Source organism: Bradyrhizobium sp. USDA 4502 (assembly GCF_054063355.1).
Genome location: NZ_JBSSGF010000001.1, coordinates 7,995,059 through 8,010,441, shown reverse-complemented (window position 1 = coordinate 8,010,441; position 15,383 = coordinate 7,995,059). Strand labels below are relative to the sequence as shown.

Here is a 15,383-nt window from a genome sequence, read left to right as displayed (position 1 = left end):
CGCGAAGCCTACAGCCCGCATGGAGGACCCCACCCACCCCTTTCGGGTTAGGCCACAGGTCACGGCTTCACATAGGACCAGCCCTTCTCCTGCAGTTCCATCACGCGCACGACGCCTGACTTCACCACCTCCGCCTGGCGAACAATCGGGATGTCCTTGTTCTCGGCCTTGTGCATTTTTTCCTGGGTATTGCCACAGGCCTTGAACGAGACCTCCGGCGTGCTCAGCGCCATTTCCTCGAGACGGGCTTTCACCGGCGAGGTGTCGTCGCGCAGCATGTGCAGCCCAGGCCCGAAGGTGACCACCTCGATCTTCACCCTCTCGCCGAGATCCTTGTAGTATTGCGCAACGTTGACGGCGTTGTTGAGCGCGAGATTCATGGCTGCGGGATCGTTCGTGTTCACCTGCAGGATCAGGTTGTGCGACTTGGCGTTGGATGGAAGCCGGGCGTTGGCGTTAAGAGGCGATCGTTCCCTCTTGTGGGTGGTCGCCTTGCGCGAGACATGAACCCTTTGGACCTTTTCTGAAACGTGCCGATAGTCCGCAGCGGGGTTCGTTGTTGTCGGTGTCCAGTACCGTCCGCCGCCTTGCTCCGCCGCAGCGTATGAAGCGGACAGCAGCACCGTTGCGGCTCCGATCATGGTTACCTTCGCAATTTGCTGAAACACGCGCATGGATACCTCTCCTGTTAAAGACACGTTATTGAAATCCCTAGCCGTTGGGTTTTGCGGTCGGTTGTGGCCACCTGCAGGCAGCGGTGATCTTCGCGCGCACCACATCCATGCCGCCCAACGGAAACACCGCATCCAGCGCCGGTCCGGTACGGGGTGCGAGGTGAATACTGAGACCTCCGCCGTCCGGAAGGGACTGCAGCAAGCGAATCACGTCGCCGCCGAACGCAACGCCGGTCCCGGACGCAGGCACAGCCGCCGCGACTTGCTGCGGCGGACCGTCGTTGATGCGGTAGGAAATCGCATATCCATCGCCGCGACCGGACACACGGGGTCCGGCGACGATCAGTTCGCTCCGCCCGCCATGGCAGCGAATCGAAAGCGTCATTGCGCTTTCGCCGGCACCGTCGCGCGATGACGTCGTGGCGGTGGCGACCGGTGAATAGTCGAGCGGTGAAGTCGTCAGGCTGACGACCCAGCTGTTACCCAGGTTCGCCTGGGGCAGCGCCGACGCCCGCGGTGTCTTCTCGGAGCACTCCGGCCGTTCGGAGCGTTCCTTGGCGGAGCAATCGCGGAGCTGAGCGATCTGGCGATATCCTGCCGCCTGCGCCGAAGCAATGCCGCTTGCGAGCAAGACTCCAGCCACCGCGCAGGTCGCCGCGCGTCTCATTGCGATGTATTTGCGGCGGCGCGCGGCTCGCGATCGAGCCACGCCTGCGCTGCGGGGAAGCGCGTCAGGCCGGGAACGGTCGCGGCGAGATTGATCGTCTTCCACTTTTGGTCGAAGCCCGGCTGCTGCAGCTTGTCGATCCGCGAGAACAGATACTCCACGAAGCGCGCAAGGCGCTCATAGCGGTTCGATTTGGCCGGAAAGTTGAAAGCCACCAGGGCGGTCGGCACGGCGATTGTCGTGACGCGCTCGCCCTGCTTGATGAGATTGGGATACTCCGTGGCCTCGAGCGAGGCGGGAAGATAAAAGTCTTCGAACCTCCTGTCATAGGGAACAGGCAGGAACTTGAACCCCGGGTCCCAGCGGCCGCGCACGAAGGCATCCACCGGCTTCGAGGTGATGAAGACGACCGCGGCCATCTCGCCCTTGCGCATCTGCTCGAGCGCGACCTGATGGGGGATGAAGGTTTTTTCCACATCGAGGCCCAGGCGGCTGAAGATCAGCGGCCCCGAATAGGCCGCCGCGGTGCCCAAATTATTGAAGTTCACCTTCTTGCCGGCGAGATCGCTCAGGCTTTGGATCTCGGGACGAACGAAGATATGCAGTTCGGACGGAAACAGGTTCAGCACGAAAGCCAGCCGTTGCTGGATATCCGGCACCTGGCTCCTGTATTCCTCGAGCACGTCGGAATTGATGATGGCGGCATCGATGCCGCGCAAATACAGCAGTGAGTTCACATTCTCCGTCGGCCCGCGCGTCACGACCGGCAACACATGCAGCTTGTCGCCATCGTCTACGACGCGGGCGATTTCGGCCGCGAGACGAATGGGCGCGCCCTCGAGCAGGCCCCCGGCGAGGCCGATCGTCCAGGCATTCATCGTCACCTGCGGCTTTTGCGGCGGCGGCTCACGGCGCAATTGACGCGGTGCAGCAGGTTGCGCCTGTGCATCCACGTTTGACAGCGGAACGGTCGTGAGCAGCGGAATCAGCAGCGCCAGCATGCGCAACGGGTGCAATTTCCTTTTTGCGGTCTGTCCCATGGGATCTCCGCCCTCGCCGATCGGTGATTTTGTCGTAGTTTCATGCAGTTCATCGGCGCGCGCTATTTCTCCCCATGGGGGAGCCCACTACTCCTTCCGGATTATCCATTGTGCGTGTCCTACGCCGCAGCAGCGAGGGATCGACGTCTCGTACGGTTCTGTCGCGGTTTGAAATTAGGCCGGCATCGGCGATGGCGTTTTGCCGCGTTGTTGTCGTTCTGCCGACGACGGGCGGCTTCGGTGCGGCGATTCTTTACATTCCGCCCCGACCAGGTCTCATAAACGGCTTCTGTTGTTGCCTTGGCCATGGGCGTGCATTCAGCACAACTTGCCAACCCAAGCGGGCGCAATCGTCGTTTGGCGTGCAATGAGCGGCCCGAGACATAGGTGACATTTCGTACCGGACACATGGGTTACACTTTCCGCTTTTGTTCTGCGGGAGGTGTGGATGCCGTGGAAAGCGAGTTCGGTGATGGAAGAGCGCCTTCGCTTTGTCGCCCGTCTGCTGGACGGGGAGGCCATGACGGACGTCTGCCGGGAGTTCGGCGTGTCCCGCAAGACCGGCTACAAGATTTTCGATCGCTACAGGGAACAGGGCGCGGCGGCGCTATGCGATCGGTCGCGGCGACCGGTGCGCTATGCCAATCAGCTCCCCGAGCCAATCGAGGGCCTGATTGTTCGTCTCAAAGCCGAGAAACCGCACTGGGGCGCGCGCAAGATCCGTGAGCTCTTGGTCCGGCGGCTCGACGGCGATATCCGGGTTCCGGCCAAGAGCACCATCCATGCGGTTCTCGATCGCCATGGCCTGGTCAAGCGCGCAGGCGTGCCGCGCCACCGCGCGCGCGGCACGCCTCTGTCCGCGGGGGCCGGACCCAATGATCTGTGGTGCGCCGACTTCAAGGGCGAGTTCAAGCTCGGCAATGGCCGTTATTGCTACCCGCTGACCGTCACCGACCATGCCTCGCGCTTCCTGCTGTTGTGCGAAGCGCTCGATTCCACCCGCGAGGAGCCGGCCATTGCGGCCTTCGAGCGGTTGTTCCGTGAGCGCGGCATGCCGCGCGCCATTCGCTCCGACAATGGCGTGCCGTTTGCCAGTCCCAACGCCTTGTTCAATCTCTCAAAGCTCTCGGTGTGGTGGCTGCGGCTTGGCATTGCCATCGAACGCATCAAGCCCGGCCATCCGCAGCAGAACGGCCGTCACGAGCGCATGCACCTCACGCTCAAGCAGGAGACCACTCGGCCGCCAGGCTCCAACGGCTTGCAACAGCAGGAACGCTTCGACGCCTTCGTCCGCGAGTTCAATGCTGAACGCCCGCACGAGGCCCTCGATATGAAGTGCCCCGCCGAGCGCTACACCGCCTCAACGCGCGGCTATGCCGGCCTGCCGGAACTGACTTATCCGTTCCACGATCGCGAGGTGCTCGTCACCGCCTGTGGACGGCTCTGCCTGCATCGCAAGCGCATCAACCTCTCCACCGTGCTGGCTGGACAAAAACTCGGCATCAAGGAGGTCGACGACGGCATTTGGCTCGTCAGCTTCATGCACTACGACTTGGGATACTTCGACCTGGAGCAGAAAACCCTGCAACCCCTCGACAACCGGTTCGGCACGAGGCTGTCACCCATGTCTTAGGTACGACCTGTGACCCATGTCTCCGGGCTGGACACAAGGTCAAATGGCGGAGAGAGTGTCAGTCAATCCACATTGAAAGATAAAGGATTTTCGACTTTCGTCGACTAAAACCCACCAATTCAGCTACGGGAAAATGGAATTTCGTAAGCGTGAACACGTCCAGTTTGCGACCGCAACGCAAGGGACCGGCATATATCAGAAATGGATAGCGCTTCATCGGGACGGGTCAAAGCCAATTTCTCAGCTTGTCCTACCGGATCGCGCCAGACCTCTCGCTGTCACGCGATACCATTTCCAGAAGGGGCCGGGGGTCGATGACGCCTGGACAATCAACCTATCCCATGTGCCAGGCACACCACTGCGATCGCCTCGACAATGCGCTGGTCGAGACTGGCGTAAGCGCCCAGATAGGTCTGTGCATGCGCCGATTGGGCGATCTCGGGGCTCGCCGACGCCGCTACGACGGTCGTCTGGCGGATAGCCCCAGCTCCTCCTGATTGTCGCGAACGGGTGGAGCTGGTTCTGCGGTCAGCCGCTCGTGCTCGGCGACGTGATTGCATGACGCGGGGCCTACCGTGCTCGCCAGCTTGCGCCGCTCTGTTTTTGCTTCGTCCGGCCCAGATAGCTCACCATAGCGTCCCAGCGCTTCAGTTGAACGTCAAAAACAAAATGGCTCCTTGCGGAGCCCGGAAATCTCGCCAACCGTTTCGCTCCAATTCAAATCGTGCGTCTTGCCATTTCACGCCAACCTTGTGGAATAATTCAGCTATCGATCACGCAAGGTCGTCTGCGATGGAGCGCTTGCCGATGTTTATCGGCAAGTTGCTATCGCCTGTAGACAACGGGCTGAACTTTCATCAAACGCGCGAAAGTGCGGCTGAAACTGCTCGCATTGGAATAACCGAGGAATTTTGCGACGTCGGACAGGGGCTTGCTCGAGTCCCCGAGGAGCTCGGCAAGCCATACTCAAGCGAACCTCCGCAAGCATTGCGCGGTAGCTTGTTCCCATACGGCCGAGATGACGCTGCAACGTCCGCGTGCCGATCTTGCAGGCGCGGGCTGTACCATTTATGGTTGCGTCACCGTGTCGCAGCGACGCGACAATGGCCGCGCGGACCGCCTCGGACGAAGGCAAACGGACGGCTCTCATCTGTTGGTGTGGGACACGAAGTCTATGCTCCGTCTAGAGAATACCAGATGCTTGAAGGCCATGGGTATTCCGGCTCCCGTGTGGCCGACTGCCCGGGAAAATCAGGCATCTGTCGATCACGCAGCAGCTCTCGTTCGACATTGTCGAGCGCACGTAATATTGCGAGGATATGGTGAGAGAATTCATCGAAACGCAGCACTAAGGGCTCAGCTTTCCTCCATTCCGGTCGTAGTTTTGGTGTCGGTAAGCCTATGCAGCGAATTGTTGGCCGTCTGGCCATAAGCCGCCAAAAGAGCCGGCAAGACACGCATCGCAGGCCGGGAGGGGGGCTGCGAACTCTTCCATTTTTGCCGGCAACGCCGACGCTCGGGCCCATCGAAATTCCCGCCGACATGCAGCATCCATTTTACGATCGAGAGGCAGCCCGGTGGCAAATATCCATTTGACGCGCTGCCAATTCCTCATTCCCTTCGCTGATATCCTTAGCGAAATCGGCGCGTCGACCGGTTCGTTTCTGGCAAAATTTCAGCTTCCGACATCATTGGAAGAAAAGGCCGATCATTATGTTCCGATTCTGCGAGCAATCGACTTCGCGGAAATCACCCGAAGATCACAAGGCATTCCGGATTTTGGATTCCTCGCTTCCCAACGTCTGCACTATTGTCACCTGAGCGAGAAAACCCGGACTCTGATCGGCCATGCCCCAACGCTGTTGGTCGCGCTGCAACAGGCTTGCAAATGGGCATCGATCGAGGACTCGAACTTGAAGAATTGGATCGAGCGCCACGACGGTCACGTGAAGTTTTGCAGCAGTCTCACTGGAACAAAAGGACGCCTGCATCTCGAGCATTCACAATGGCTTCAGAATATTTTCCCCATATATATCGTCCGGCAATTCGCCGGACCGGATTGGGCTCCTGCTACAATCGCGTTTGAAGCCCGGTATACGCCGAGCCCCGCGTGTCAATCATTCTGGCCAAACACGCGTTTCCTGTCGGGACAAGACGCATCGTGGATCGACGTGCCGATCTCGCTCCTCAGCCTTCCCAATCGCGCAAAGGAGCAAGTGCTCTCCTTGCAAGACGATCAGGCTGGCCCGTCAGGTCATGACATCATCGCAACGCTCAAGTTGATGTTGCCGTCCTACCTCGACCAGGGACTTCCGGCTCTCGCTCAGGTTGCGGAGATGGCTGGCGCGAGCGCGAGGAGCTTGCAACGTAAGCTCGCGTACGCCGGCATGACATACTCGGATCTGCTCGACACCATCCGGTTCGAGAATGCCAGCAAGCTCTTGCGCGACACGGATTCCAAGATCATCGAAATCGCATTCTCCTCGGGCTACACTGATCCAGCGCATTTTACGCGCGCCTTCCGCCGAATTACCGGCGTTACGCCGCGACAGTTTCGTGCGCAATCGCGGCCGGGATAAGCGCGTTCTGCCTTGGGCGCCATGCCGCCCGAATGGTTGAAGGTATCCCTTCATTCGACACGCCTTGTCATTGGCCCGACCTCACCGTCGATCGATCGGACCCGGTTTCGCCGTATGGGAGCGCCACGAGTTCGGATGGGATCGATCTCTCCTCCTTTGCGCAGAGGAGCTGGAAGCGCCGGTCTCTATCAACACAACGCTGCCGACGGTCAGGTCGGTGCGGCGCGTCTGCCAACAGCGCGCAGAACCGTCATGCTCGAAAGCACATCAGGCAAACCTAAAAATCCGGACCAAATACGTCATCGTTGAACTGGGCTGAGGCGTCATCGTTTTCCATGCTGTTGATCAGGTTTTGCTCGGGATTCGTAAAGCCGCCTGCCGAGAGCGTAGTTGCCGGCAATGCACCATAACTGGCGCGATATTTGTCCATCGCGGCCACGCTGCCGACATACGCACAGGTACATCCGGAGGGATCCGCGTAGACGTAGTAGGGACGTCCGCTCCTCTGCCGTAGCTGAAACTGATTGGGCGGGAACGACATCAGCCGATTCAACAGCTCCGGCGTGGTCGCAGCGACAGGGCTGAATCCCGATGAGATCAACAATTGACCAGTTGATTGCTGGGCGTAACCGCGAGCACCCGAGCACAACTGGACAAGAAGAGTGACCGAAACGAGGGCTGCAATACTGCCTGCAGATCGAAGACCCATTTTTTCTCCGAAGATATCTGGATGAGCTACCAATTGGAGCCGAGAGTGAAATGGAAGGCGGCTATAAATATGCCGTATACGAGCCGATCCAGACCAGGATCGACATCAACAGGCCGATGACGCCGGCGTTGTCCGCGAACACGGTGGCGGTGCCCGGCATTCCGAGCCGGAGTTGGCTACGGTCGATGGTCTTCGGGATCGAAATAGCAGCCGGATAAGCCTTCGCGCCTCCGATCGAGCCGACCCGCGCCAGCGTACCTGAGACCGCGATCTGGCCCTGCCCCACGCCTTGGGGGATAGCCATGACCGTCGCTTCGTGGATGCGGCCAGGGTCGTCGTCGAAGACGAGCTTGACCCGCGCGCCGGGCTTGATGGTCCGGAATCCGTTCGGCGGGAACATGCCGGTGATGACGATATCGTTTGCGACGATGAACGACATCACCGAGCGCGCCGGCATGGCGCGGTCGCCGACCGACAGCGCCATGATCGTAACGACACCGTCGCCGATGGCGCGGATCGTCGTCTGCTCGAGCTCCCACTTCGCATGGTCGAGCTGGGCCTGGATCTGTGCGACGGTTGTGTTGACGCCGCCGATTTCCGACTCCATCGCCAATTGTGCGCTCAGCTGTGCGGCCTTGGCCGCCTGAAGCTGAAACTCGACCGTGTCGTATTGCACCTGGACGTCCTGCAGACGAAACGCGGTCTGCGCCTCCTCGCTGACGAGCTTGCGGTAATCGGAAAGCCGCTGGGTGTGAAAGGCGAGCTGCTTGGTCAGTCCATCGACATTCGCCGTCGCCTGCTCGTAACTGGCCTTCAGTTGCTTGACCTGCTGCCGTGCCTGGGCAAGCGATGCCTCGAGCTGGTTGACCTTGTACTGGAACGGTGCCGGATCAATGCGAAACAGCACCGCGCCAGCCTTCACCGGTTCGTTTGGCTTGACCGGGATTTCGATCACCTCGCCGGAAACATTGGGCGCGACCTCCATGACGCGGGAAATCACGACTAAGCTTCCCGACGGGGTCAGGTAGTTGAACATCGCGAGGAATACCGCGAGGATGAACGCGCCGAGCAGCACGGTGACGGTGCCGGACGCCCAGCCCCATCGGACCAGCTTGAGCCTCGAGAAGACGAGCCAGACCAGGACCAAATAGAGCGTCAGGATGATGAGCACGATGATCTCCTGCATCTGTCGTGCACCGGGATTGAACACTCACAAGGGCGGTGCCATGCCCGTGCCGGCCGGATGCGTGCAATTGCGACTCTGTCGCCGCGCATCCGGCCGATAAAAATCCGATCTCTAGGACGCGCGCTTGAAGCCGGGAGGCTTCCACGTCCCTTCACCAGCTGGCAGAATCGATGGCGGCGTGGTTTTCGGCCAGTACAGTCGCATCACCACATAGATCGGGCCATCCGGCGCCGGCAGCCAGTTTGCCTCCTTGTCCGCTCCCGGAGACTTGTTCTGGACGTAGATCGTCAGCGAGCCGTCGGAACCGAGCTTCATGTGCGGCAGCATCGGCGAGTTGATCAGGTAGCGGTTGATCGGGTTCTTCACCAGTAGCTGCGTCTTGCCGTCATACATCGTCACCGACCAGAAGGCGTTGACCGGCGGCAGCTGTCCCGCCGGGAAGGTCAACGTGTAGCTCGACTTCGAACAGTCGAGTTCTTTGCCATCGACATCCACTTTGCCCAAAGGATACATGGCCTCCACCGCGTCGTTGCCATAGATGCCGGCCTTCGCGGCTGCCGCGCGCATAAGCCAGTCGCCATGGAAGAATGCGGCATCGCCGAACGACGCGCTGACGCGCCAGCCGTTGATGTCCTTGCCGAGGGTCGCAACGGCTTCGGTGACCTTGCGCTCACCCTCCTTCATTCCGAGCAGGATCTCGGCCTTGTCTTCAAGCGACAGGCTGCGGAAGTCAAAGCTCTTGCCCGGCCCCACGCCGATCCGCGCCAGCTGCTCGCGGATCCAGCGATCCTCCGGCAGCGCCGGCGCGAATTGAAGCGCGAAATCAAGGTATTCGAAGAACTCCGTGCGGACGAGGTCCTTCTCGAATTTGGGGAAAGAAAGCGCCGGTGCCGGCGAGGGCGCAGGCTGATTCAGGAAGCTGGAAAGCGGCTGCGCCTTGTAGCCGGCCTGAATCTTCTTGACGGCCTCGATATCGGCCGGGTCGAACAGCTGCGTGCGTAAGAGTCCCAGGCAAAAATCGGTGGTCGACCGGAATACCTTCTTGATGCCGGCCGGTGTCACGCCGGTCCATCGCGGGCCGACGACCATATAGCTCCCGGCATCGCTGCCGGTGGCGCGCGTGCCGGCATAGCCAAAATTATACGTGTTGAGGTCGTTCAGCTGCAGTGCGTAGTAGCGCTTGGGATCGATCGCCGGCACCGAAAAGACGAGCGGCTCGGCCCGCAGATCCAGCCATGCGAACGAATACGGCGTGTCGCTGTTGGGCGTGATCACGGCGGTATCTTCGTATGTGAAGACGCGCGCCACGTTGAACAGCGTATTGAACGGCGCCTTGTACTGCCCTGATGACTTGTCGACCGCGTACTCATACATGATGCCGTATGCCATCACGATCGGCAGGCCATAAATGAAGCCGGCCTCTGCAATGTCCTTGGCCTTGAAGAATCCCGGGCGCTCGGACCACTGGGCCAAGGCCTGGCTCGATTTGGTACCAGCAGCGGCGACGCTTGCCAGTGCGGCAGATCTCAGCAAATCGCGCTTGGTCAGCAAGTACGGGCTCTGGGTTGATCGCTTCTGCATCAAAATACTCCATTTCCACGGTGGACGAGGCTGACACGCCAAGCGTCTTCTCGTCCCCTTACCAACCTAACGAAAACGCGGCGGCCCACTATGCAGATTCGGCAATCTCCAGCCTCGTGCGAAGCAATGGTCTGCAGCCGAATTCAGTTTGTTGCCTGCGCGGGGTCTTCGACTTCGGCATGCGCCCGCCAGGCGAGCCCCGATTCGCCATTCAATTGATCGGACGGCCCCGATCTAGGTCAGAAACTGCATAGCGGATGCTGGGAAGTAGAGACTAGCCTGCCTTGCGCGGCACAAAATGGAGCGCCGCAACGCTGCCAAACAACCGTCTTGAACGAAACCAATCCCAGGAAAGAACGATGGACATCACCCGCCGTTTTGCGCTGAAGACCGGACTTGCCGCCGCTTCCACCGCACTGACCCCGTCGATCCTCCGAGCGCACGAAGGCCCAGTATTTGATATCGTTGAAGGGGCGGAAGATTTTTGGCTCGCCACCGACGCCTATGTGTTCGGTTATCCACTTGTCACAATCGAGATGACCCGCCGGGTCTTCACCAACGTGGTCAAAGCGGAGGGCACGCGCGCTCCCATGGGGCAAATCATCAGGCTGCGCCAGTATCCGGATGCCTCGTTTCGCGATGTGACAGCACCGAACGCCGATACGCTCTACACCACTGCATTTTTCGACGTCGGCAAGGAGCCATGGGTGTTGAGCATTCCCGACATGAAGGACCGGTATTTCCTGCTGCCGATGCTCGACGGCTGGACCAATGTGTTCGCCGTGCCCGGAAAACGCACAACCGGCACCGGGGCGCAGACCTATGCAATCACGGGTCCGGGCTGGAGCGGCACGCTTCCGTCCGGCGTCAAGGAATTGAAGGCCCCAACCAACATCGTCTGGTTGCTCGGCCGGATCTACTGCACGGGCACTCCGGAAGACTACGCAGCCGTCCACGCCTTGCAGGACCAGTTCAAGCTGGTGCCGCTGAGTTCCTACGGAAAGGACTACACGCCGCCCTCGGGCAAGGTCGATCCGTCCATCGACATGAAGATGGCCGTGCGCGAACAGGTCAACCGCATGGATGCGGCTGAATACTTCAGCCTGCTCGCCCAGCTGATGAAAGTGAACCCTCCCTCTGCTGCTGACGCGCCCGAACTCGCGCGGTTCGCCAAGATCGGTCTTGTCCCGGGCCAAGACTTCGATGCCAGCAAGCTGGACGCGGATTTCGTCAAGCGCATTCCCCGCGCCGCTTTCGATCGCATCATGCTCCAGCTCAAGGTCAACGACGCCATCAAGAAGGTCAACGGATGGATCTACGACACCAAGACCGGCGTCTACGGGACCGACTATCTCAACCGTGCGCTGGTCACCGCGATCGGGCTCGGCGCGAACCGCAACAGAGACGCGGTTTATCCGCTTTCGCTAAAGGATGCAGACGGTAGCGACTATCACGGCTCGAACAAATACGTCATGCGTTTTCCAAAGGGCCAATTGCCGCCGGTGAGCGGCTTCTGGTCCGTTACCATGTACGATGCCAACTACTTCTTCGTCTCCAACCCGATCAATCGGTACTCGATCAGTCCGCGACAGAACCTCAAGGTCAATCCGGACGGCTCAACGGACCTGTACATCCAGAATCAATCCCCGGGGGCCGACAAGGAGTCGAACTGGTTGCCTGCGCCGACCGGCAAGTTCATCCTGATGCTGCGCATGTATTGGCCGAACGAGGACGACCCGTCGATCCTCGACGGCACTTGGTCGATCCCGGCGGCCAAAAAAGCGACGTAAGTTTAAGCGGCGGGCAAGGGGACGCTTCGCGGCGTCCCCTTGCCCGTCACGCTACGCAGCGATTATCTTGAGCAAACGATCTCACATCGTTGTAAAAAGCTCCCCGTGACCAACGATGCGCTAAGCTTTCGTTGCGAGCGCTCGCCCTGACTCCAATGTAGGCGGCGGCGCAGGTACCGGTCGCGGAGAAAAGTAGCCATGCTGATCGACACACCGACCGCCGCGCACCTGTCGCAGGTCATTTCGCAAGTAGCGGCGCCCGCATTTCTCCTTGGCGCAGTTGCGGCCTTCGTGTCGCTTTTGATAGGGCGCATGAATCGCGTCGTCGACAGGCTACAGGCATTGCACGCTACGGCCGACGACGACCGTTCCGGAACGCACCCTGATATCCCACACCTCAGGCGTCGCGCTGTGCTTCTGAACAAGGCAATCGTTCTCGCGACGGTCAGCGCAATCGTCACCTCGCTGCTGGTGATCCTGGCGTTCGTGTGTACCTTCTTTCGATTCCAGCATGAGTACGGCGTTGCACTGCTCTTTGTTGTCGCTCTCAGCTTCTTCACGCTCTCGCTTGTAGATCTGGTGCGCGAGGCCCGCCTTTCACTGCATGACCTCAGTCATCACAAGCCCAATCCGTAGCAAGCGGCCGGCTCAGCCGGGCTCTTTCGCGTTGTAGCGCCAAGACTCGAAATCGGCTCGTTTCTGGACGGGCCGGCGCTTCCTCGAGTCGAGAGAATCATCGTCCAGTGCCGGCTGGACGCAAATGGTACACAAGGCGCATCAGCCAGAGGCTGGCCCGGCGCAAGGACGCCAGGCCAAACTCCGCGCGGTCCCGCTAGTAGCACGGGGGATAGGGATAGTACCCGCAAACCGGCGGCCGATAGTAATACGGGTGGTACGCGTAGGCAGCCGCAGCGCCAGCCGCCGCGGCGGCTCCGGCATAATACGCACCTCGATAGGCCGTGCGTCGCGCAACGCCCGCGAATGAAAGCGGCGTAAACGGAAGGCCGATGATGTCGATGAAGACAGAGGCAGGACCGTCGGCGCCCTTGATGTCACCTTCGAGAATATCGACATCGAAGGCAAGGTTATCACCTTCGAGCTTGGGATTCTTCAGTGTGACAACGACATCGCGCACGGTGCTGCCGTCCTTCTGGAATACGGACACTGTGGCGTTGGGCGGATTCTTTGCAAAATTGTCGCTGCCGGTTCCCCAGTCTTCGACGATATGGCTGATCAGATCGTGACCGGCCGAGCGAACCGGCCGATCCGCAAATATGATCGCATTTGGCGCGACGCCAGTGAGGACCAGCTTGCCGGGCTGCACGTTCGCGCCCCTGGAGTTGAAGACGATCAGTGATGGAACGACCTGGGGTTTGGTGGCCCCGATCGTCTTCAGCGGCGCATGGGACGCCGTGTCTTGCGCCAAGACCATGTTTGTGGCCGCCAAAGCACCGAGAAAAGCAATCGCACGCATCGTATTCGACAGCATGATCAACTCCGGAATAGTGGATTACCTGGACCCAGGCATGATGAAACAAGAATGGAGGCCGGCCGAATTGGACGACCTCCTTTCTTCACTAGTAACCGAACTTATAGTTGAGGCGGAGCGCCAGCAGACTCGCGTCCGTCTTGGTGTTGGCGGTGATCGACGTGATGCGCCCGAGTGACGGCGTCAGGAACGTGTTGCTCTCGTTTACCCGCCACAGATAGTCGTACTCGATGCCGGCCGTCCAATTCGGAGAGAAGCCGTACTCGAAGCCGACACCCACGACGCCACCCCAGCGGGTCCGGTTCGCGAAGGCGAGGCCCGTGCCGGTCACATTGTCGATGATGGCAAAGTCCTGGCTGCCAACCGCGCCGCCGCCCTTGACGTAGAACAAGGCCTCGTTGGCCGCGTAGCCCAGTTGAGCCGTGAAGAGGCCCAGGCCGGCGAGGGTCGACTTGTAAGTACGTGTCGGGTCCTGCGCACTGATGCGCGTGTTGCGGATGTTGGCCCAGTCGCCCTGCGCTTCCAGACCGTACACCAATTGTCCGGCCTGCCAACGATAGCCAAGCTGGCCACCGATGATGCCGCCGCCCTTGCTATTGCAGCCTTCCGCGAAGACGCCGCCAATTCCATTGATTGCGGTGATATCGATGCACTGGTTGCTCCAGCCATATCCGCCGTTGATACCGAGATAGAAGCCGGACCAGTTGTACATCATGGGCGCTGCGATCGGCGCCGCCTTGTACGCCGGCCGCTGCGGAAGATCGGCGGCCTTTGCAATACCCGTGAACGCAACGGACATCACCGCCGCTGCGGTAAGTAAACTGATTTTCTTCATCGCCTGCAAGCCTCATTGAACGTGGAAAACACATGAGCCACTTGCCATCGACCTTGTCTCAGTCGGTATGCAGAAACTGTCACCGCCGACCAATTCTTAGCGGTGTTGCACCAAAAACCCACTTCGAGGTCACGGCACGTTGCCAGACCTCAATGCGCGAGACCGGCGATATGTCTCGGATGGCAACTCGCCGAACAGCGACCGGTAGTGGCCGGCAAATCTGCCGAACTCGGTGACGCCGTGTGCCGACAGGATATCGACGACTCTGACCGATGCGCCGTTGTCGCGACTGATCTCGTGATAAACCAGGTTTAGCTGCCGAAGCCTCAGATAGAGCTTTGGCGAGAAGCCGAGATAGCGCTCGAAAGCACGCAGCAAGGTGCGGTATTCCACCTTGGTCGCTTTCACGATGTCCTTGATATGGACGATGCTTTCCGACCTGGTCCCAACGAACTCAAGCGCCTCCAGAACGATTCGCTCGTACGAGAGGGTGTACTTGTTGGGCAGGAAGCTTTGGCTCAGGCGATTATCCCGGATGCAAGCCAGCTGATCCATCAGGGCGTCCTCTGCCTCCCGCGCCATCATAGGCCGGTCAGCGAAGGCAGAATCGGAGAAGGAACGCAGAGCCTGCCTCGACACCTCGATCAGCTTCGATTTGATCGGCTCTGGCAACCGGACGAGATGCTTGGCGGTCTTCGGCGAAGCCTGAGTTGTGGCCGCAGGGAGCATGTTCCTCGCGATGCTCTCCTCATTGGGCAGCGACCACGCCACCCATTCGACATGACCGGAGCGGACAAAGGTGAAGTGACAGTTCGGAGGGAAAATGACCAGGTCAGAGGCCTGGCATGGCACACCATCGAGCACGACGCGATCGTCGAAGTTGGACGACTGGACGATCAACGTCGTAAAATTCGGGTCGGTGACGCCATGCGCAATCCCGGGGCCGCCGTCGGTGCCAAACTGAAGGATCGTGCGATTCAATGCGAGAGACTTCACGCCCCAATCGTGAGAGGACGGAGCGGATTTCAGAAATGTCACCCTCGCGCCTCTAACGGCGTCGGTGTATTGCCCGAAATCATTCAATTCAAAATATCCCGCCCGTCTGAGCGGCAATTCAAGAGAAAAATAGAACAGGCTATGCCGCTCTTAGTAACAGTGCGCACAGCGGATCGGTCGGCAACGTGCGACCGATCCGCCCTC

The 15,383-nt window shown here is 60.0% G+C and carries 14 protein-coding genes; 4 read left to right on the top strand and 10 right to left on the bottom strand.

The genetic code is table 11. From position 1 onward, the window contains the following. Positions 1-59: 59 nt before the first annotated feature. The 3 genes from ACVW1B_RS37325 to ACVW1B_RS37315 are packed head-to-tail and all read right to left on the bottom strand — an operon-like array spanning position 60 to position 2,342. Positions 60-674: a DsrE family protein gene (locus ACVW1B_RS37325; RefSeq protein ID WP_253605204.1), complete on the bottom strand. Its 615-nt coding sequence runs from the start codon at positions 672-674 to the stop codon at positions 60-62. Between the two features lie 37 nt (positions 675-711). Then, positions 712-1,305 carry a hypothetical protein gene (locus ACVW1B_RS37320; protein ID WP_253605205.1) on the bottom strand — a complete coding sequence of 198 codons (594 nt, stop codon included), beginning with the start codon at positions 1,303-1,305 and terminating at the stop codon, positions 712-714. Positions 1,306-1,337: 32 nt separating this feature from the next. Beyond that, the gene (locus tag ACVW1B_RS37315) at positions 1,338-2,342 is read right to left on the bottom strand and encodes a TAXI family TRAP transporter solute-binding subunit (RefSeq protein ID WP_057021156.1); all 1,005 of its coding nucleotides are present in this window, start codon (positions 2,340-2,342) and stop codon (positions 1,338-1,340) included. 487 nt (positions 2,343-2,829) lie between these two features. Between ACVW1B_RS37315 and ACVW1B_RS37310 the strand changes: the two genes are divergently transcribed. Beyond that, positions 2,830-4,014, top strand: coding sequence for an IS481 family transposase (locus ACVW1B_RS37310; protein ID WP_253605208.1), 1,185 nt, complete (start codon positions 2,830-2,832; stop codon positions 4,012-4,014). Between the two features lie 825 nt (positions 4,015-4,839). Here ACVW1B_RS37310 and ACVW1B_RS37305 read toward each other — a convergent pair. After that, the gene (locus ACVW1B_RS37305) at positions 4,840-4,941 is read right to left on the bottom strand and encodes a hypothetical protein (RefSeq protein ID WP_375167120.1); all 102 of its coding nucleotides are present in this window, start codon (positions 4,939-4,941) and stop codon (positions 4,840-4,842) included. A 650-nt stretch (positions 4,942-5,591) separates the two neighbouring features. Here ACVW1B_RS37305 and ACVW1B_RS37300 point away from each other — a divergent pair. Then, entirely contained in the window at positions 5,592-6,593 is a 1,002-nt protein-coding gene (locus ACVW1B_RS37300; protein WP_253605210.1) for a helix-turn-helix transcriptional regulator, read from the top strand. Positions 6,594-6,870: 277 nt separating this feature from the next. Here the strand turns inward: ACVW1B_RS37300 and ACVW1B_RS37295 are convergent, their stop codons facing one another. From ACVW1B_RS37295 to ACVW1B_RS37285, 3 genes are all read right to left on the bottom strand, one after another. Beyond that, a complete protein-coding gene (locus tag ACVW1B_RS37295; protein ID WP_253605213.1) occupies positions 6,871-7,302 on the bottom strand; it encodes a hypothetical protein in 432 nt (143 codons plus the stop codon). A 61-nt stretch (positions 7,303-7,363) separates the two neighbouring features. Continuing rightward, entirely contained in the window at positions 7,364-8,488 is a 1,125-nt protein-coding gene (locus ACVW1B_RS37290; RefSeq protein ID WP_229189067.1) for an HlyD family secretion protein, read from the bottom strand. 111 nt (positions 8,489-8,599) lie between these two features. Then, a complete protein-coding gene (locus tag ACVW1B_RS37285) occupies positions 8,600-10,039 on the bottom strand; it encodes a DUF1254 domain-containing protein (RefSeq protein WP_253609824.1) in 1,440 nt (479 codons plus the stop codon). A gap of 389 nt (positions 10,040-10,428) precedes the next feature. On the opposite strand from ACVW1B_RS37285, the gene ACVW1B_RS37280 reads away from it, so the two are divergent. Together ACVW1B_RS37280 and ACVW1B_RS37275 are read left to right on the top strand one after the other, a co-directional pair. Further along, entirely contained in the window at positions 10,429-11,859 is a 1,431-nt protein-coding gene (locus ACVW1B_RS37280; RefSeq protein WP_253605216.1) for a DUF1254 domain-containing protein, read from the top strand. Between the two features lie 198 nt (positions 11,860-12,057). Further along, positions 12,058-12,495, top strand: a complete 438-nt coding sequence (locus ACVW1B_RS37275; RefSeq protein WP_076826362.1) for a DUF2721 domain-containing protein — start codon at positions 12,058-12,060, stop codon at positions 12,493-12,495. A 196-nt stretch (positions 12,496-12,691) separates the two neighbouring features. Here the strand turns inward: ACVW1B_RS37275 and ACVW1B_RS37270 are convergent, their stop codons facing one another. From ACVW1B_RS37270 to ACVW1B_RS37260, 3 genes are all read right to left on the bottom strand, one after another. Then, complete coding sequence (locus tag ACVW1B_RS37270) at positions 12,692-13,348, bottom strand: hypothetical protein (RefSeq protein WP_310881711.1); 657 nt, start codon at positions 13,346-13,348, stop codon at positions 12,692-12,694. A gap of 88 nt (positions 13,349-13,436) precedes the next feature. After that, positions 13,437-14,183: an outer membrane protein gene (locus ACVW1B_RS37265; RefSeq protein ID WP_225164029.1), complete on the bottom strand. Its 747-nt coding sequence runs from the start codon at positions 14,181-14,183 to the stop codon at positions 13,437-13,439. Between the two features lie 129 nt (positions 14,184-14,312). Then, positions 14,313-15,179, bottom strand: a complete 867-nt coding sequence (locus tag ACVW1B_RS37260; RefSeq protein WP_253605227.1) for a helix-turn-helix domain-containing protein — start codon at positions 15,177-15,179, stop codon at positions 14,313-14,315. Between the last annotated feature and the right edge of the window lie 204 nt (positions 15,180-15,383).